The following is an 18,084-nucleotide window of genomic DNA, read 5'->3' as shown; positions in this document are numbered from 1 at the left end:
TGCAGCCAGCCTCCCCACTGGCCCCGAGCTGCCGATGTCCACCAAACGCGTGCTGATCGTTGAAGACGATGCCCACATCGCCGACCTGCTGCGCATGCATCTGGGCGATGAGGGCTACGACGTCGCCCATGCCGCCAGCGGCGATGCCGGCCTGCGCCTGCTGGAGCAGGAAGGGCCATGGGATGCGCTGGTGCTGGACGTGATGCTGCCCGGCGTGGACGGCCTGCAGGTGTGCCAGCGTGCACGCGCGATGGCGCGCTATGTGCCGATCATCATCATCAGTGCGCGTGGCAGCGAAACGCAGCGCATCGTCGGCCTGGAACTGGGGGCGGATGATTACCTGGCCAAGCCCTTCTCGATGCCGGAACTGGTGGCCCGCGTGCGTGCGCTGCTGCGCCGGGCCGAGGCGATGGCGCAGAGCGCGCGCATCGATGCCGGCGCGATCGAGCTGGGTGGTCTGCAGCTGGACCCGGTCGCGCGCACCGCGTCGGTGGATGGCAACGCACTGGAGTTGACCCCGCGCGAGTTCGACCTGCTGCTGTTCTTCGCCCGTCATCCGGACCAGGTGTTCGCGCGCATGGAACTGCTCAACCAGGTCTGGGGCTACCAGCACGATGGCTACGAGCACACGGTCAACACCCACATCAATCGCCTGCGCAGCAAGATCGAGCCGGACCCGGCCAACCCGCGGCGGCTGCTGACGGTGTGGGGCCGTGGCTACAAGCTGGTCGATCCGGCCGGGGCGGCGGCATGATCAAGCCGAACCTGTGGCAGAAGCTGGCGGCGGTGATCGCTGCGCTGATGCTGATGTGCTGCATGGCGCTGCTGGCGCTGCAGATGCGCGCCAACACCCGCCACGAGCAGGAAGTGGTGCAGCGGTTGTCGCTGGGCCTGGCCGAGCACATTGCCCAGCGCAGCGAACTGATGGACACCAGCGGCATGCGTGATGCCGCGGTGCGCGCGCTGTTCGGCCAATTGATGGCGGTCAATCCCAGCGTCGAGGTCTACCTGCTGGACGACCAGGGCCGCATCCTCGGCCACGATGCGCCGACAGGTCATCTGGTGCGCAACCGGGTGGACGTGGCACCGCTGCGCCGGCTGCTGGCCGGTGCACCGTTGCCGATCCTGGGCGATGACCCGCGCAGCGCGGATGGCCGCAAGGTGTTCAGTGCCGCGCCGCTGATCGTGCAGGGTCGCCAGGCCGGTTATGTGTACGTGGTGCTGGTCGGCGAACACCGTCAGATGCTGTCCGACGACCTTGCCGCCGGCAGCCAGTGGAACACCACGCTGTGGTCGGTGATGCTTGTCGGCAGCCTGGGCCTGCTGGCCGGGCTGGTGGCCTTCTACTGGGTGACGCGCCCGCTGCGGCGGCTGACCCGGCGCATCCAGGCCTTTGACATCGACGCACCCACGCCATTGCCGCCGCCGGAGCCGCTGCGTCCCGGTGAGCGCGACGAGCTGGTGATCCTCGAACACGCACACGCGCAGATGGCGCAGCGGCTGGGCGAGCAGTGGCAGCAGCTGCGCCAGCAGGACCTGCAGCGCCGCGAGCTGGTCGCCAACATCTCGCACGACCTGCGCACGCCGTTGTCGTCGCTGCATGGCTATCTGGAAACGCTGGCGCTGAAGGACGCCACGCTGTCGCCGGACGAGCGCCGCCGCTACCTCGGTATCGCGCTGGCGCAGAGCGCCAAGGTTGGCCGGCTGGCGCGTGCGCTATTCGAGCTGGCGCGGCTGGAGCATGGCGAAGTGCGCCTGGAGTGGGAGGTGTTCGCATTGCCGGAGCTGCTGCAGGACGTGCTGCAGAAATTCGAGCTGGCGGCGCAGGCTCGCAACCAGTACCTGCACGCGGACTTCCCGCCCGGCCTGCCGCTGGTGCGCGCCGATCTGGGCCTGGTCGAGCGGGTGCTGACCAACCTGCTCGACAACGCGCTGCGGCATGCGCCCGACGGTGGGCGGATCGAGGTGTGCCTGCGCGCGACGCCGGACAGCGTGGAGGTGAGCGTGGCCGATGATGGACCTGGTGTTGCCCCTGCGCTGCGCACGCAGCTGTTCCAGGCACCGGCCGCGCTGGGCGCGCGACGTGGAGAGAACGGCGGGTTGGGCCTGCTGATCGTGCAGCGCATCGTGCAGTTGCACGGCCGTCGCATCGAACTGCGTGACAGCGAGCGCGGCGCGTTGTTCGCGTTTGCGTTGCCGCGTGCGGAACCAGCGGCCTAGCAGGCCGCATCGCACTCCACGGCAGCGCCGCTTTCCAGCGGCAGGTGCAGTCGGATGCAGGCACCACCCAGCTCCGAATCGGTTACTTCGACCTGGCCGCCATGCTTGTCGGCCACCACCTGCACCAGCGCCAGTCCGAGGCCGAAACCGGGGCTACCCGGATCCAGCCGCACATAGGGTTGCAGCACCTGGCCGCGCAGTTCGGGTGCGATGCCGGGGCCATCGTCCTCCACCTGCAGGCACAGCCAGCCGTCGTTGACCGTGCTGGCGATACGGATCTGCCGCCGCGCATAGCGCAGGGCATTGCCGAGCAGGTTGCGCAGTGCCAGTTCCAGCATGTGCCGGTTGACGTTGACCAGGCCCGCCGGCGACAGCACCTGCTGTACCGGCATCGGCAGCGGTGCGAACTGGGCCACCACGCCGCGTACCAGTGCCGCCAGCTGCAGGCGCTGGCGGGTCAGCTGATGGCAGCGGCCGAGCGCGGCGTACTCGACGCCGGCATCGGTGAGGTGCTGCAGCCGATCGACATCAGTGCGCAGGCCGCCCAAGGCATCACGCTGGATCTCGTCCAGCGCGGTGTCCTCCAGGTCGGCCAGGCCGAAACGCATCCGCGCCAGCGGCGTGCGGACTTCGTGCGCCACTGCCTGGGCCAGCACGCGCTGGCTTTCCAGCAACTGCTGCAGCTGCTCGGCCATGTGATTGAAGGCATTGGCCAGCGGCCGCACCAGCGCAGTGCCGGCGCGCGGGGCGCGCGTGTCCAGCTGTCCGTCGCGCATCTGCCGCGCGGCCTGGGCCAGCTGCGAGACGTCGCGCCACAGGCGGTAGACCATCACGTACATCGGCAGCGCCACGGCCACCATCAGGATCAGCAGCAGGATCGCCACGCCTGACACTTCGCTGTCCTGCCAGCCCTCGTCAGGCAGCGCTTCGTCCAACGGCCCAAGCATCACCGCGTAGTCGCTGTCGCCGATCCGCTGCAGGCTGCGCATGTGCTCCAGGTCGATCTGCACCCGGCCGTTGCTGAAGGGGGGGCGCTGGCTGGCCGGCAGCGCCTTCATCGCCTCTGCCAACGGCACCATGCGCAGGGCATAGGCGAAGTCGGCGTCCAGTTCGCGCGCCAGCGTCGGCCACTGCTCGCGCGGGGTTTCGGCGAAGCGGTGCTGCAGCAGGGCATGGGTGCCGCGCATCTCGGCCAGCAGTCCGGCTGCGGTGCGGTCTTCCAGCAGCGCATCCCAGGCCCACAGGCCCAGCACGATCAGTAGCAGGTGGGCGACCAGGAAGCCGATGCCGTAGCGCAGGAAGTGGAAGGCGTGGCCGCGCATCGCCGAGGGCGTGCGCTTCATCCCCATGCCGAGCGGCTGAACAGGTAGCCGCGGCCACGCACGGTCTTGATCCGCTCCGGTTGTTCAGGGTTGTCGCCCAGCTTGCGGCGCAGGCGCGAGATGCGTGCATCGATCGAACGGTCCAGGCCGTCGAAGGCGATCCCGCGCAGGCCGCGCAGCAGCGCATCGCGGTCCAGGATCTGGCCGGCATTGCTGGCCAGCAGGAACAGCAGGTCGAACTCGGCAGTGGTGAGCTCCAGCAGCGCGCCCTGCAGGTGCACGTTGCGGGTGGACGGGTCGATGCTCAGCTCGCCGAAGCGGAGGCTGCCGTCGCGTGGTTCGACCCGGCGGTGGCGGCGCAGGTGGGCGCGCAGGCGGGCCAGCAGCACCCGTGGTTCGATCGGCTTGCCGATGTAATCATCGGCGCCCAGTTCCAGTCCCAGCACCTGGTCGATGTTGTCGGTGCGGGCGGTCAGCACGCAGATGATGCCGTCATAGTGGGGGCGGATCTGCCGACACACTTCGAAACCATCCTGGTCGGGCAGGCCGACATCGAGCAGGACCAGGGCGGGCTTGTCGGCCAGGATCCGGGCCACCGCACGCTCACCGCTGCGCTCGTGGGCCACCTGGTAGCCATGCCGCTGCAGATAGTCGCTGACCATCGTACCCAGGCGGGCATCGTCTTCGACCAGTACGATATCCAGCATTTTCAAGGCCTCCGTGGACGCACACGTACCGCCACGGCACGAGCGCGGCGATGCTATCCCAGCCTTCGGGCCGCCCGGGTCCCGGGGGCGGGCGCCATTCAGCCGGGGTTGCTGGCGCACGGGCCGGGCCTCAGGCCTGGCAACAACTTGGCGTCCAGCATAGCCTGATGCTGTTACAAAACGTTACCTTCGTGATACGCACGGTGACCATCGCTGACAGCAATGCGACTGACGCAGGGCCGGGGGCGGGCCGAGCATGGAGTCTCCTCCGCTCCGCGTGTCGCTCCCATGTCGCCCGCCGCCGCCTGCCTGCTGAACCCGTCCCGCCGCTGCCGCTGCGGAGGTGCCCGATGAGCGGCGTGGTCGGGGCCTGGCTGCCGCCCGCCGAGGACGAACACCTGCTGCAGCAGCTGGCGCCAATGCTGCGCGCCCTGCAGCAGCGCGGCCGGGGGCGCATCGGCTACTGGACCGACGCCGAGGCCGGCCTGGCGCTGGGCCACTGCCGGGCGCCAACCGATACGCCGTTGCAGCCCCTGAGTTCGGACTGTGGCCGTTACGTGCTGTGCCTGGATGGCCGGTTGTACAACCGGGCCGACCTGCAGTCGCAGCTGCGCGATCTGCCACGCAGCTGCAGCGATGCGCGGCTGCTGCTGCAGGCGATCATCGAATGGGGCGTGGAACGGGCGCTTTCCCGCATCGAGGGCGCGTTCGGTTTCAGCGTATGGGACCGCGAGTCGCGCGAACTGTGGCTGGCCCGCGACCCGGTTGGCGAGCGGCCGCTGTACTACGGCTGGTACCAGGGCCGGTTCCTGTTCGCCTCGGAAATGAAGGCACTCCAGGCCTTTGCCGGTTTCGCCCCGAGCATCGACCAGGATGCGCTGAGCCTGCTGCTGCGCCATGACTACGTGCCGGCACCGCACACCATCTACCGTGGCATCCACAAGCTGGTGGCAGGCGCGATGCTGCGCATCGATCTGAATGACCATGCGGCTGGCGGCTCCAGCCAGGCCGCACAGGGTGGTTCACGCTACTGGTGCGCACGCGATGCGATGCAGAGCGCACTGCAGGAACCGCTGCTGCCGGCGCCGAGCCTGGAGCAGGCGACCGACCAGCTGGAAACTGCGTTGCAGAAGGCCATCGCCGCACGCATGCATTCCCCGCTGGCCTGCGGTGCGTTCCTGTCCGGCGGCACCGATTCCTCGCTGGTGACGGCGATGATGCAGGCACAGTCGACGCTTCCGATCGAAGCGTGGACGGTTGGCTTCGACGATCCCGGCCATGACGAGAGCGATTGGGCCTCGCAGGTCGCGCGGCATCTGGGCGTGCAACACCACCTGCACCGCATGGATGCGCGTCAGGGCCTGGATCTGCTGCAGCGGCTGCCGCAGGTCTGGTGCGAACCGTTCGCCGATGCCTCGCAGCTGCCGACCCTGCTGGCCAGTGAACTGCTGGGCGCGCGCAAGCCGGTGGCCCTCACCGGCGACGGTGGCGATGAACTGTTCTTCGGCCACCCCAGCTATGGCCGCGCGCTGCGCAATGCGCGCCTGTGCGGTGGCCTGCCGGACTGGGTGCGTGATCTGGCGCGGCGCAGCGGCAACCGCATGAATGTCGAGCGCGGCCGCCTGGGCGGCTGGCGCGCACTGGTGGCGGAAGTCGCCGCCAACGACGTGGAAGGTCACTACCTGCAGCGCGTGACGCGCTGGCGGCAGCCGGCGCAGGTGGTGCTGGGTGCACGCGAGCCGATGACGATCTTCCAGCAGCAGGACACGGCGCTGCCGGCCGAGGCCCGCATCCAGCTGCTGGATTTCCGCATGGACCTGGCCGAGGGCATTCTCGCCAAGGTCGATCGCGCGGGCATGGCGGCGGGCGTGGAGACGCGGGCGCCGCTGCTGGACATGGAGGTGGTGCGGTTGGCCTGGCGCCTGCCGCAGCACCTGAAGTACCACGATGGGGAGCACAAGCGGATCCTCAAGCACCTGCTGGCGCGCTACCTGCCCGAGCCGCTGGTGTATCGCCCCAAGCGCGGCTTCGGACCGCCGATGGCGCGCTGGTTGGCGGGCCCGCTGCGCGACTGGGCGGAGGCGTTGCTGGACCCGCAGCTGCTGCGCAACCAGGGCTGCTTCGATGCGGCACGCGTGCGCGGCATCTGGGAAGCGTTTCTGCGGGGTGAGCGCAAGTGGCACACGCACCTGTGGAACGTGCTGATGTTCCAGGCGTGGCACCAGCACTGGCACGTCAATCGCGGGCGTTGAGATTTCTTCGCGGTTTGTTCTGCGTGGCGCAGGGCGTAGGCCCTTGCGTACGAATGTCCTCCGGCGCCGGCCGTTGGCCGTCACCTCCCCCTTTACTTCGTACGCAAGGGCCTACGCCCTGCGTTCGGAGTTCGTCGACGCCTCGTTGAAAGGCGCCGCGAGCGCTGCGCTTTTCCTTTCCCACCGCAAGCCGAGCCTCGTCGGGGCGGGCAGGGGGTTGGGCAAAGTAAAGGAGGAGGGGACGGCCAACGGCCGGCGCCGGGGGACATTTGCCTAGGCCCCTGCTTGTCTCGGCGGGGCCCGTCAGTTCGCGGGGAATCGGGACGAAGACACGCGTGTGGCGGATTCATTCTGCGTGGCGCCGGGCGGATGCCCTTGCGTACGAATGTCCTCCGGCGCCGGCCGTTGGCCGTCACCTCCCCCTTTACTTCGTACGCAAGGGCATCCGCCCGGCGTTCGGAGTTTGTCGGCGCTTCCTTGAAAGGCGGCCGCGCGTGCTGCGCTTTCCTCACCGCACGCCGAGCCTCGTCGGGGCGGGCAGGGGTTTGGGCAAAGTAAAGGAGAAGGTGACGGCCAACGGCCGGCGCCGGGGGACATTTGCCCAGGCCCCTGCCTGTCCCGGCGGGGCCCTTCAGTTCGCGGCGAATCCAGACGAGGAAGCGCTCTTCAATGCAGACGCCAGGCAAAAAAAGACCCGGCAGAGGGAGGGATCTGCCGGGTCCGGATTGCGTGGGGGGAGGGACCCACGCAATGAGCGTTGCGTCGCGTCAGTGGTTGTTCGCGTCCGCCGTTGATTCGTTGTAGCCCTGCACCAGTTCGGACCAGGCCTTGCCGGCCTGCAGGCCGAGACCGACCACGTCCTGTTGGGCCTGGCCCAGCCGCTGCAGGTTGTCCTGCCACAGCTGTGCGCCCTTGTTGAGCATCCCGGCCGTGTCGTCACTACGGGCCAGTTCACCCAACCAGCCGCCGGTCGCGGTCAGGTTGTGCTCCATCGCCTTCAGCTGCACGCCGAACATGCTTTCCGCGTTCTCCAAGGCCAACCGGTTCGCGCGGGTTGCTGCGGCGGCGAGCTGGCGGGTGGCATCACTGAAGCGATCGCTGAAGGCGGCGGCCATGGGGCATCAGGGAGTGGCTTGATGCATTGCAGCATACGCCGTTGATGCGGCAATGCAACAAAAATAACAAAGGCGCCCAAGGCGCCTTTGAAACACCTTTCAGATCAATGGGTTGATCAGGCCGTCGGGCCGCGGTAGCGACAGCCGGAGGTGCAGGTTTCGTGCACGATGATCTCGCTCAGCGCCGGCAGGCTGGGCTTGAGTTCGTTCCAGATCCACACCGCCAGGTTCTCGCTGGTCGGGTTCTCCAGGCCGGGGATGTCATTGAGGTAGTGATGGTCCAGGCGGTCGTAGATCGGCTGGAAGGCCGCCTTCACGTCGCCGAAATCCATGATCCAGCCGGTCTGCGCCCCCGGCTCGCCCTCGACCTTCAGTTCCACCCGGAACGAGTGGCCATGCAGGCGCGCGCACTTGTGCCCCGGCGGCACGTTGGGGAGGCGGTGCGCCGCCTCGAGCATGAAGACTTTGAAGATTTCCATGGCGCGATTGTACGCCGCAGGTGGCCGGCCATCCTGAGCGGATGTTGGGCTTTCGTGAAGTAACTCTTTCCATCCGGATGAAGAGATGATAGTTTCTCTTATATCCGTATGAAGAGATGTTATTGGCCGGATCCCGGCCAGGCATGGACTACTGCGGAACTACGTCGCCCTTTCCACCTCCCCCACATCGTCATGCCCAAGCACACCCTGCTCGTGGCGGCCCTGGCCGTCGCTCTGGCCGCGCCTTTGTCCGCCGCCGCCGAAACCTCCGCCGATGCCAGTGGCGAAGCCAGTACCCTGGCCGCCGTGCGCGTCACCGGTTCCAACATCAAGCGCACCGATACCGAGGCCTCCAACCCGGTGCAGGTGATCGGCCGCCAGCAGCTGGAACAGACCGGCAAGGCCACCGTGGCCGATGTGCTGCGTTCGATCTCGGCCAACACCGGCAACGCCAGCAACGAAACCACCAACAATGGTTGGGCGTCCGGCTCGGCCGGCATCGGCCTGCGTGGCCTGTCGCAGAAAAACACGCTGGTGCTGCTCAACGGCCGTCGCTTGGCCAACTACGGCTTCCCGGCCGGTGGCCTGTCCGACACCTTCGTCGATCTCAATGCGCTGCCGCTGGTCGCGGTCGAGCGCATTGAGGTGCTCAAGGACGGCGCCTCGGCGGTGTACGGCTCCGACGCCGTGGCCGGCGTGGTCAACATCATCACCCGGCAGAACTTCGAAGGCGCCGAGATCGGCGGCAGCTTCGGCGGTGCCGACCAGGGCGGCCTGCACGAGCAGAACCTGAAGTTCGTCGGCGGCCTCGGTGATCTCGACACCGATGGCTACAACATCCTCTTCAGCCTGCAGGGGTACAACCGTGAGCGCCTGGACCAGGACGAGCGCAACCTGACCAGGAGCGGCATCTACACCGACAAGCCGGGTGGCCGCTGGAACGGCTGGTCGGCCAAGGGCGCGCGCTACCTGGTCAACGGCGTCTCGGTGCCGATGCTCGATGCCAACGGTAACTGCCCGACCGGCACCACCCGCGTGGCCAGCGCACCGATCGACGGCCTGGCCGGCGACACCTGCGGCTTCAACCAAGCACCGTTCACCACGCTGATCCCCTCGACCAAGCGCTACCAGGCCTACGCCAACGGTACCTTCCGCCTGAACGACAACGTCGAAGCGTTCGGCGAAGTGCTGTACAGCCAGATCAAGAGTGCCGCGTGGTTCGGCAGCAGCCCGTTCTTCACCCTGGAGAGCGGCCGCTTCGCACTGAACGCAAACAGCGGCCTGGCCGAGCCGGTGTCGTCGCTGCTGCCGGCCAACAATCCGTACAACCCGTACGGCCGCGCGATCCCGATCGAGTACACCTTCTTCGACCTGGGCGGCACGATCAAGACCAACCGTTCCACCGCCTACCGCGGCGTGTTCGGCCTGCGTGGCACCACCGCGTCGTGGGACTGGGAAGTGGCCGCGTTCGGTGCACGCAGCAGCGAGCGCGAGAGCGTGTCCGGTGGCTTCGCCAACCGCTGGGCGCTGGCCGACGCGCTGGCCACGGGCAGCTACAACCTGCTCAACCCGGCGGCCACGCCGCAGTCGGTGCGTGATTCGATCAACATCGCCACGCTGCGTCCGGCCGAATCCAAGCTGCAGGGTATCGATGCGAAGATTTCCGGCAGCCTGGGCCATACCTGGGCCGGCGAGATCGGCTTCGCTGCGGGTGCCGAGTGGCGCCGCGAAAAGCTCGACTCCAACAATCCGTGGCAGATCGATGCCGGCCTGCAGGTGCGCCCGGCCATTGCCGAAGTACACGGCAAGCGCCAGGTCAGTGCCGCCTACGCCGAAGTGAACGTGCCGCTGGCCTCGACGCTGGAGCTGTCCGCCGCCGCGCGCGCTGATCACTACGATGATTTCGGCGATGCGTTCTCGCCGAAGATCGGCCTGCGCTGGCAGCCGCTGGATGTCCTGCTGGTGCGTGCGTCGGCGTCGAAGGGCTTCCGTGCACCGTCGCTGTCGGAAAACTCCAACAGCACCAGCATCGCCTACGGCAGCGTGGTCGACCCGCGTGATCCGGACGTGCCGGGCTCGCGCCAGAACCCCACCTTCTTCACCGTCGGCAACAACGAACTGAAGCCGGAGCGCACCAGGAGCGTCAACTTCGGTGTGGTGCTGTCGCCGTGGGCCAACACCAACCTGAGCGTGGACTACTACCGCATCCAGCTGGACAACCTGGTCGGCACCAACAACACCCAGACCCTGGTCAACGACAACGTGGCCGGCGCCGTGCAGCGCGATGAGCGTGGCAAGCTGCAGGCGGTCTACAACCGCTACCAGAACCTGAGCGAGCTGAAGACCTCGGGCATCGATGTCGAGCTGCGCCAGCGCATCCCGACCGCGGCACTGGGTGACTTCACCGTGTCCTCGGCCTACACCCACGTGCGCGACTACCGTCGCCCGACCGTGGTCGGTGGGCCGCTGGTCGACTACGCCGGCAGCAACCTGGGCGCGACCCTGCCCAAGGACAAGGCCACCACCACGCTGGACTGGAAGTACGGTGATTTCAACGCAGCCGTGACCTGGTACTACACCAGCAGCTACCGCCAGGAGGCCAGCACCGCCGCCAAAGCCGTGCAGCAGCGCGTCGGCAGCTACAGCCAGTACGACCTGTACCTGGCCTACACCGGCATCGACAAGCTGACCGTGTATGCCAAGGTGCAGAACCTGGCCGACAAGACGCCGCCGTACGACGCCTCGTTCCCGGGCATCCGCGCGCCGTACGACTTCAGCCAGTACGACCTGCGTGGCCGCTACTTCACGCTGGGCTTCGATTACCGCTTCTGATCCATCCGCCGCGGCCGGTCACCTGAGGGGACCGGCCGCGCGATCGTCTGCCGTTGTGTTCCAGGGGAGTCACCGTGTCCTTGCATCGCCGTGCCGTTCTTCCGTTGCTGCTTGCCGCCGCCACCGCACTGTCCTCGCCGCAGCCGGCGCAGGCACAGAGCGCGTACTTCTTTCCGCAGGTCACCAACGCGGCGGCGTTCGATGCAGCGGTGCCGACGCCGGAGCAGTTCCTCGGCTACCCGATCGGCAGCCGTTACACCCGGCACGACCAGCTGGTGGCGTACTTCCAGGAACTGGCGAAACGCTCGGACAAGATCAGCGTGCGCGAGATCGGCCGCAGCTATGAAGGCCGCCCGCTGTTGATCGCCACCGTCACCGCTGCAGGTAATCATGCGCGGCTGGAACAGATCCGCCAGCAGCACGCGACCCTGGCCGATCCGGCGCAGCCGCGCAGCGCCGCCGGTGACAGCCCGGTGGTGGTGTGGCTGGGCTACAGCGTCCACGGCAACGAGACCTCCAGTGCCGAGGCAGCGATGCTGACGGCGTACTACCTGGTGGCCAACCGCAGCGCAGAAACCCAGCAATGGCTGCAGCAGGCGGTGGTGCTGTTCGATCCAGCGCAGAATCCGGATGGTCGTGACCGTGCTGCCAACTGGCACAACGCCTGGGCGTCCGACCCAGCTTCTGCCGACCCCGCCGACAAGGAACACGTCGAGCCTTTCCCGCAGGGTCGTACCAACCACTACTTCACCGATCTCAACCGCGACTGGCTGGCCCTCACCCAGCAGGACTCACGGCCGAAGGTGGAGGTGTTCCACCAGTGGTACCCGAACGTGCAGATCGACTTCCACGAAATGGGCAAGGACAGCACCTACTACTTCGAGCCCTCGCCGAAGAGCATGCACAGCCCGCTGATTCCGGCGGCGTCGTATGAATTCAACAAGACCCTCGCCAAGTACCACGCGCAGGCGCTGGATGCGCTGGGGTCGCTGTACTACACCGGCGAGAATTTCGACAACTTCTCGCCGGTGTACGGTTCCACCTATCCGGACTTCCATGGCGCTGTCGGCGTTACCGTCGAGCAGGCCAGCTCGCGCGGCCGCGTGCAGGAATCGGTGAATGGCCTGCTGACCTTCCCCTTCACCATCCGCAACCAGGTCGCCACCGGGCTGGGCACGGTGCGTGGCGCGGTGACCGAGCGCAGCGGCCTGTTCGACCTGCAGAAGCAGTTCTTCCAGAGCGCGCTGAAGCAGGCTGCGCAGCAGCCTGTGAAAAGCTTCGTGTTCGGCGATGCGCATGACCCGGCCCTGACCCGTCGCCTGCTGGAACTGCTGCTGCTGCACCGGATCGAGGTGCGCGCACTGGACCGTGCAGTCACTGTCGATGGGCAGCGCTTCGATGCCGGCAGCGCCTACGTGGTGCCGGTGCAGCAGGCGCAGTTCCGCCTGGTGCATTCGATCTTTGCCGAGACGCCGCCGATCAAGGGTGATGTGTTCTACGGCAGCACCAGCTATGCAATCGCACCGGCCTACGGCGTGGCCTTTGCGGGCAGCCGCGGCCGTATCGAAGGCGGCGCACGCGTGGCCGCGCTGCCGGTGGAGCAGGGCGCGGTGCTGGGCGGCGAGGCCGGATTCGCCTACGCCATCGACTGGCGCGACTACAACGCCGGGCGCGCGCTGGCCGCGCTGCAGGGCAAGGGCGTGAATGCACGCGCGGCATTTCAGCCGTTCACCACCGCGACCGCGCAGGGTGACGTCAGCTTCGCCGCCGGCAGCCTGGTCATTCCGGTTGCCGGGCAGTCGCTGCAGGGCGCGGCGCTGCTCGAGACAGTGACATCGGCCGCGCGCGAGGCGGGCGTACAGGTCCACGCGCTGTCCAGCGGCCGGAGCCGCGAAGGCATCGACCTCGGCAGTGACGGCGTCAAGGCGCTGCGCAAGCCTGCGGTGGCACTGGTGATGGGCGAGGGCGTGGCCGCCACCGAAATCGGATCGGCGTGGTTCCTGCTCGACCAGCAGCTGCAGTTGCCGGCCAGCAAGCTGGATCCGCAGCAGCTGGGCAAGGTACCGCTGGACCGCTACACCACGATCGTGCTGTCCGGTGGCACCTACACGGGCGTCGATGCCACGGCGGTGGCTGCACTGAAGCGCTGGGTGCAGGCCGGAGGTTCACTGGTGACCTATGGCAGTGCCTCGAAGTGGGCGATCGAGCAGAAGCTGGCCGACGGCGAAAAGCTCGGCAAGGAAGAAGACGCTGCTGACGAAAGCCGCCGTGCGTTCGGCGATCAGCGCGACATTGCCGCGATCGAGCGGATCAGCGGCAACATCCTCAGTGCCGATGTGGATACCAGCCATCCGTTGGCGTTCGGCGTGCCGCGCCGGCAGCTGGCGATCAACAAGGAGAACACAGTGACGCTGCAGCCGAGCGCGAACCCGTTTTCCACGGTGGTGCGCATCGACACGCCGCCGCGGGTGAACGGTTACTTGTCCGAGCGCAACCGCACGCGGGTGGCGGGTAGTGCGTGGCTGCTGGTGTCGGCGCAGGGGCAGGGCAACGTGGTGCTGTTCGCCGATGATCCGGCGCATCGCAAGTACTGGCACGGAACGGACCGACTGCTGATCAACGCGATCTTCTTCGGGAATCTGGTGAATCCGAGTAAAGCGCGGGGTTGAGGGTTTGCGCGCCTTTGTTGACGCGTGTGGGGGAGGCCGGGCGGGCTGCACAGGACACGCTGTAAATACGTCCATGTAAGCTCGATCGGCGCATCCATGCGCCTCACGGTCCTGCGCAGCCCGCCCGCCCTCCCCTCGACAGTTTCCTGCGGGCGCGGACGCATCGAACCCCAAGGCGGGAGCAAGGGCAGACGCAAAGCCAGGAATTGCGGCTTCGGCTTTTGATTTTGAATTTGAATTTGATCTTTCTTCTCCCGGCTACCCGGCGGGAGAAGAAGGCGCAGGCAATGCTTGAAGCGGATGGGCATGGGGGCAGCGCAGAACCGTTGGCGCCATGGATGGCGCCATTGAGCTTACATGGACGTATTTACAGCGTGTTCTGCGCTGCCCCCATGCCCATTCGCCCTCGGTACTGCCACCGCGTGCTTTATCACCCGGTAGCCCGCAACAAAAAAGGACGGCGCGTCAGCGCCGTCCCTCGATAGCCTCCGCGCAGCGGGAAGCACCCTCCATGTCAGCTGGAATCAGCCGGCGCGACCGCCGCCGTTGCCACCCTGGCCACGACCACGGCCGCCACCATTGCCGCCACCGCCACGACGCTGGCCCTGGCCGGCACCTGCACGCTGCTGGCCATTGCCACCGCCTTCGCGGCGGCCACCGCCGGCCTTCTTCGGGCCTGCGTGCGCGTGGCGCGGCGCATCACCGTGCGGACGGCGCGCATGGCTCTTGCGCGGTGCGCGCTCGCCGGTATCGTGCTCGGCCTTGCCCGGCGCACTGTTGCCCCAGCGGATCGGCACCTGCAGCTCGAAGCCCGGTACATCGCGGATGTCCATGTCGCGGCCCAGCAGGCGCACGATCGCACGCAGCAGCTTCACTTCATCCTGTGCCACCAGCGAAATCGCCTGGCCGGTCGCGCCGTTGCGGCCGGTACGGCCGATGCGGTGCACGTAGTCCTCGGCCACCATCGGCAGGTCGAAGTTGATCACCTTCGGCAGCTCGTTGATGTCGATGCCGCGCGCAGCGATATCGGTCGCAACCAGCACGGTCACGCGGCCGGCCTTGAAGTCACCCAGTGCACGCAGGCGCTGCCCCTGGCTCTTGTTGCCGTGGATCGCCGCGGTCTTGATGCCCGACTTTTCCAGGAACGAGGCCAGCTTGTCGCTGCCGTGCTTGGTGCGGGCGAACACCAGGGTCTGCTCGCGGCTGTCCTGCGCCAGCAGGTGCAGCAGCAGGTCGCGCTTGCGACCGGCATCGACCGGGTGCACGCGGTGGGTGATGGTTTCGGCCACGGTGTTCTTCGGCGTCACCTGGATCTGTTCCGGGTTGCGCATGAACTCCAGCGCCAGCTGGCGGATGTTGTCCTCGAAGGTGGCCGAGAACAGCAGGGTCTGCCGGTTCTGCTTCGGCAGCTTGGCCAGGATGCGCTTGATCGACGGCAGGAAGCCCATGTCGAGCATGCGGTCGGCTTCGTCCAGCACCAGCAGTTCAATGCCGGACAGGTCGATGCTGCGACGCTCCAGGTGGTCGATCAGGCGGCCCGGGCAGGCCACCAGCAGGTCCACGCCACGGCGCAGGATGTCCAGCTGGTTGCCCATGCCGACGCCGCCGTAGATACAGGCGCTGGGAATGCGCAGGTACTTGCTGTAGCCGCGCAGGCTGTCGTGCACCTGGGTGGCCAGTTCGCGGGTCGGGGCCAGGATCAGCGCGCGCGGCTTGCGCGGGCCGCTGCGCACTTCCTGCGAGGCGGTGCCCAGGTGCTGCAGCAGCGGCAGGCCGAAGGCGGCGGTCTTGCCGGTGCCGGTCTGTGCGCCGGCCAGCAGGTCACGACCGGCCAGTGCCAGCGGGATCGCCTGCTGCTGGATCGGGGTCGGGTTTTCGTAGCCCTGCTCGGCAAGCGCACGCAGCAGGAAGGGCGCCAGGCCCAGCGATTCAAAAGACATTGAGTTTGCTCCAAGTACAAGAAACGCCTGTCCGAACGGACAGACGGGGGCAGATCAAACTGATCGGCTGACTCGGAGCGTTCCCGTGAACCGCGCTGCGAGAATTGGGTGCAGCCGGCACGAAGCGCAGGCTGGAATGCGTGACGAACGGCGTCGGAGTGGGGGCGGGCGAAGAGGGCGGACCCTGATCGCCGGCGATCCCGGAGGGAAACGGACGGCCGCTGCAGACCGCGCAAGTCTAAACGATGTTTGAGACTTCACGCAAAAAGACCTGTTCAGGTAGGGGTTCTCTCTGCAGGGCTGCGCCCTGCACCCGCAGAGGCTGAAGCAACGTCAAAGGCCGGGTTCCTGTGGGAGGCGGGGTGGGTCCGGTGGCAGGGGGCGCTGCAAGTACGTCCATGTAAGCTCGGTCGCCGCATCCATGCGGCTCACGCCCCTGTCACCGGACCCACCCCGCCTTCGACAGTTTTCCGCGATCTGTCGAATCTCATTCGATCAATTTCGGTGTCTGACGGATCTCGACGATGAATGATGTGGATGTTCGATCAGTCATTGGGAACCTGTCGGGGGTGGGGCGGTGTGGGTGGGCAGGACCGTTGGCGCCATGGATGGCGCCATCGAGCCCCCATGGACGGGTTTACGGCGTGTCCTGCCGGCCCACACCGCCCCGCCCAACCAGCAGAAAGCCAGAGCCGCTTTTGACGTTGCCGTTGCTGTTGCATTGAGCAAGTGCAGGGCTGCAAGCCCTGCCGAACCCCCCACTACGGTAGGGTGGGCCGATGCCGCGCTGCAGCTTGGCGCCGCCGCAGATTTGATTACACTTGAAACTTGTTTGCCCACGACTCCGGACACCCACCCATGAAGCTTGGTTCTTTGAAGGAAGGCGGCCGCGACGGCACCCTGATCGTCGTCTCGCGTGACCTGCGCCACGGCGTGCGCGCCACCGGCATTGCCGCCACCCTGCAGCAGGCTCTGGAAGACTGGAGCCACATCGCGCCGCGCCTGAACGCCCTGTACGAATCGCTCAATGCCGGCGATGCCGACGGCGTGTTCGACCTCGACCCGCAGGCCCTGGCCGCGCCGATGCCGCGCGCCTATGAATTCGTCGACGGCAGTGCCTACCTGCCGCACGTCGAGCGCGTGCGCCGCGCCCGTGGCGCCGAGGTGCCGGAAAGCTTCTACACCGATCCGCTGATGTACCAGGCCACCAGCGCCGGCTTCTACGGCCCGCGCGATGCGGTCAAGGTGGTCAGCGAGGAGTACGGTATCGACCTGGAAGCGGAGATCGTGGTGATCACCGACGACGTGCCGATGGCGGCCACCCCCGAACAGGCGGCGGGCCACATCCAGCTGATCGGCCTGGTCAACGATGTGTCGCTGCGCAACCTGATTCCGGGCGAGCTGGCCAAGGGCTTCGGCTTCCTGCAGTCCAAGCCGCGCTCGGCGCTGTCGCCGGTGTTCGTCACCCCGGATGAGCTGGGTGCGGCCTGGCAGGACTGCAAGGTGCACCTGCCGCTGCTGACCCACATCAACGGCAAGTGGTTCGGTGCACCGGAAGCGGGCGTGGACATGCAGTTCAATTTCGCCCAGTTGGTCGCGCATGCGGCCAAGACCCGTCCGTTGGGCGCCGGCACCATCGTCGGCTCGGGCACCATCGCCAATGAAGACACCAGCAAGGGTGCGTCGTGCTTCGCCGAGCAGCGCGTGGTCGAAACCCTGCGCGACGGCAAGCCGAGCACGCCGTTCATGTCGTTCGGCGACGTGGTCCGCATCGAGATGCTCGATGCCGCCGGTAACAGCATCTTCGGTGCGATCGAGCAGCGCATCGAACAGGCCGCCAAGCCCTGAGCATGGAGGCGGCCATGGAGATTCCGGTCGACGACGGCATCGTGCTGTACACCTACTGGCGATCCAGCGCCGCCTACCGCGTGCGCATCGGTCTGGAGCTGAAGGGCTTGGCCTGGGAGGCGCGGCCGGTGCATCTGGTGCGCGACGGCGGAGAGCAGCACCTGGACGCCTATCGCGCGCTCAACCCGCAGCAGCAGGTGCCGACCCTGCTGCATGAGGGGCATGTGCTGACTCAGTCGCTGGCGATCCTTGAATACCTGGACGAGCGCTTTCCGCAGGTACCGCTGCTGCCGGCCGATGCCGCCGGCCGTGCGCGGGTGCGGGCACTGGCCCAGCTGGTGGCCTGCGACATCCACCCGATCAACAACCTGCGGGTGATGCAGTACCTGGAGCGCGACCTGCAGCTGCCGGCCGACGCCCGTATGCAGTGGACCCTGCACTGGATGGCCGAGGGCTTCGCGGCAATGGAGGCGATGCTGGCCAACAGCCGTGACACCGGCACCTTCTGCCACGGTGACCGCCCCGGGCTGGCCGACCTCTGCCTGCTGCCGCAGCTGTACAACGCCCATCGTTTCGGCCTGGACCTTGCGCCGTACCCGACCCTTCGCCGCATCGAGGCCGCCTGTCAGGCGCTGGACGCCTTCGACCGCGCGCGCCCGGAAAACCAGCCCGACGCAGCCTGAAAGTAGAGGGACGGAGG

The 18,084-nt window shown here is 67.3% G+C and carries 12 protein-coding genes; 7 read left to right on the top strand and 5 right to left on the bottom strand.

Annotated features, from left to right (window positions below):
- Positions 1 to 34: 34 nt before the first annotated feature.
- The gene (locus AC5P9N_RS07050; protein ID WP_005407947.1) at positions 35 to 754 is read left to right on the top strand and encodes a response regulator transcription factor; all 720 of its coding nucleotides are present in this window, start codon (positions 35 to 37) and stop codon (positions 752 to 754) included.
- Positions 751 to 2,220, top strand: coding sequence for a sensor histidine kinase (locus AC5P9N_RS07045; protein WP_059036178.1), 1,470 nt, complete (start codon positions 751 to 753; stop codon positions 2,218 to 2,220). Before AC5P9N_RS07050 ends, AC5P9N_RS07045 begins: the two co-directional genes overlap by 4 nt.
- Here the strand turns inward: AC5P9N_RS07045 and AC5P9N_RS07040 are convergent.
- Together AC5P9N_RS07040 and AC5P9N_RS07035 are read right to left on the bottom strand one after the other, a co-directional pair.
- A complete protein-coding gene (locus AC5P9N_RS07040; protein WP_099484939.1) occupies positions 2,217 to 3,563 on the bottom strand; it encodes an ATP-binding protein in 1,347 nt (448 codons plus the stop codon). The two genes, AC5P9N_RS07045 and AC5P9N_RS07040, sit on opposite strands and share 4 nt — an antisense overlap.
- Positions 3,560 to 4,249 carry a winged helix-turn-helix domain-containing protein gene (locus AC5P9N_RS07035; RefSeq protein WP_005407950.1) on the bottom strand — a complete coding sequence of 230 codons (690 nt, stop codon included), beginning with the start codon at positions 4,247 to 4,249 and terminating at the stop codon, positions 3,560 to 3,562. The genes AC5P9N_RS07040 and AC5P9N_RS07035 overlap by 4 nt, the downstream gene beginning before the upstream one ends.
- Before the next feature lie 350 nt (positions 4,250 to 4,599).
- Between AC5P9N_RS07035 and asnB the strand changes: the two genes are divergently transcribed.
- A complete protein-coding gene (gene asnB / locus AC5P9N_RS07030) occupies positions 4,600 to 6,501 on the top strand; it encodes an asparagine synthase (glutamine-hydrolyzing) (protein ID WP_005412151.1) in 1,902 nt (633 codons plus the stop codon).
- A gap of 767 nt (positions 6,502 to 7,268) precedes the next feature.
- On the opposite strand, the gene AC5P9N_RS07025 is transcribed toward asnB, so the two are convergent.
- Together AC5P9N_RS07025 and queD are read right to left on the bottom strand one after the other, a co-directional pair.
- Positions 7,269 to 7,616 carry a phasin family protein gene (locus AC5P9N_RS07025; RefSeq protein ID WP_060380579.1) on the bottom strand — a complete coding sequence of 116 codons (348 nt, stop codon included), beginning with the start codon at positions 7,614 to 7,616 and terminating at the stop codon, positions 7,269 to 7,271.
- 116 nt (positions 7,617 to 7,732) lie between these two features.
- Entirely contained in the window at positions 7,733 to 8,095 is a 363-nt protein-coding gene (gene queD, locus AC5P9N_RS07020; RefSeq protein WP_024957082.1) for a 6-carboxytetrahydropterin synthase QueD, read from the bottom strand.
- 192 nt (positions 8,096 to 8,287) lie between these two features.
- On the opposite strand from queD, the gene AC5P9N_RS07015 reads away from it, so the two are divergent.
- Both AC5P9N_RS07015 and AC5P9N_RS07010 read left to right on the top strand, forming a co-directional pair.
- Positions 8,288 to 10,927: a TonB-dependent receptor plug domain-containing protein gene (locus AC5P9N_RS07015; RefSeq protein ID WP_024957081.1), complete on the top strand. Its 2,640-nt coding sequence runs from the start codon at positions 8,288 to 8,290 to the stop codon at positions 10,925 to 10,927.
- Positions 10,928 to 11,001: 74 nt separating this feature from the next.
- Positions 11,002 to 13,596, top strand: a complete 2,595-nt coding sequence (locus tag AC5P9N_RS07010) for a M14 family zinc carboxypeptidase (protein ID WP_099484940.1) — start codon at positions 11,002 to 11,004, stop codon at positions 13,594 to 13,596.
- 524 nt (positions 13,597 to 14,120) lie between these two features.
- On the opposite strand, the gene AC5P9N_RS07005 is transcribed toward AC5P9N_RS07010, so the two are convergent.
- Positions 14,121 to 15,536, bottom strand: a complete 1,416-nt coding sequence (locus tag AC5P9N_RS07005; RefSeq protein WP_099484941.1) for a DEAD/DEAH box helicase — start codon at positions 15,534 to 15,536, stop codon at positions 14,121 to 14,123.
- Between the two features lie 858 nt (positions 15,537 to 16,394).
- Between AC5P9N_RS07005 and AC5P9N_RS07000 the strand changes: the two genes are divergently transcribed.
- Both AC5P9N_RS07000 and maiA read left to right on the top strand, forming a co-directional pair.
- A complete protein-coding gene (locus tag AC5P9N_RS07000; protein ID WP_099484602.1) occupies positions 16,395 to 17,384 on the top strand; it encodes a fumarylacetoacetate hydrolase family protein in 990 nt (329 codons plus the stop codon).
- Between the two features lie 14 nt (positions 17,385 to 17,398).
- Positions 17,399 to 18,067 (top strand): maleylacetoacetate isomerase, encoded by a 669-nt coding sequence (gene maiA / locus AC5P9N_RS06995; RefSeq protein WP_060380110.1) that lies wholly within the window; start codon positions 17,399 to 17,401, stop codon positions 18,065 to 18,067.
- The last annotated feature ends 17 nt before the right edge of the window (positions 18,068 to 18,084 follow it).

This window comes from Stenotrophomonas sp. YJH_SMC_6, from assembly GCF_059371335.1.
Note: the sequence above shows the minus strand (reverse complement) of the source record. Positions and strands in the feature narration are given on the sequence as shown.

Coding starts and splice junctions, on each gene's coding strand:
- AC5P9N_RS07015 (WP_024957081.1), top strand. CDS start 8,288: ATGCCCAAGCACACCCTGCTCGTGGCGGCCCTGGCCGTCGCTCTGGCC.
- AC5P9N_RS07050 (WP_005407947.1), top strand. CDS start 35: ATGTCCACCAAACGCGTGCTGATCGTTGAAGACGATGCCCACATCGCC.
- AC5P9N_RS07040 (WP_099484939.1), bottom strand. CDS start 3,563: ATGAAGCGCACGCCCTCGGCGATGCGCGGCCACGCCTTCCACTTCCTG.
- AC5P9N_RS07005 (WP_099484941.1), bottom strand. CDS start 15,536: ATGTCTTTTGAATCGCTGGGCCTGGCGCCCTTCCTGCTGCGTGCGCTT.
- queD (WP_024957082.1), bottom strand. CDS start 8,095: ATGGAAATCTTCAAAGTCTTCATGCTCGAGGCGGCGCACCGCCTCCCC.
- AC5P9N_RS07000 (WP_099484602.1), top strand. CDS start 16,395: ATGAAGCTTGGTTCTTTGAAGGAAGGCGGCCGCGACGGCACCCTGATC.
- asnB (WP_005412151.1), top strand. CDS start 4,600: ATGAGCGGCGTGGTCGGGGCCTGGCTGCCGCCCGCCGAGGACGAACAC.
- AC5P9N_RS07035 (WP_005407950.1), bottom strand. CDS start 4,249: ATGCTGGATATCGTACTGGTCGAAGACGATGCCCGCCTGGGTACGATG.
- AC5P9N_RS07045 (WP_059036178.1), top strand. CDS start 751: ATGATCAAGCCGAACCTGTGGCAGAAGCTGGCGGCGGTGATCGCTGCG.
- maiA (WP_060380110.1), top strand. CDS start 17,399: ATGGAGATTCCGGTCGACGACGGCATCGTGCTGTACACCTACTGGCGA.
- AC5P9N_RS07025 (WP_060380579.1), bottom strand. CDS start 7,616: ATGGCCGCCGCCTTCAGCGATCGCTTCAGTGATGCCACCCGCCAGCTC.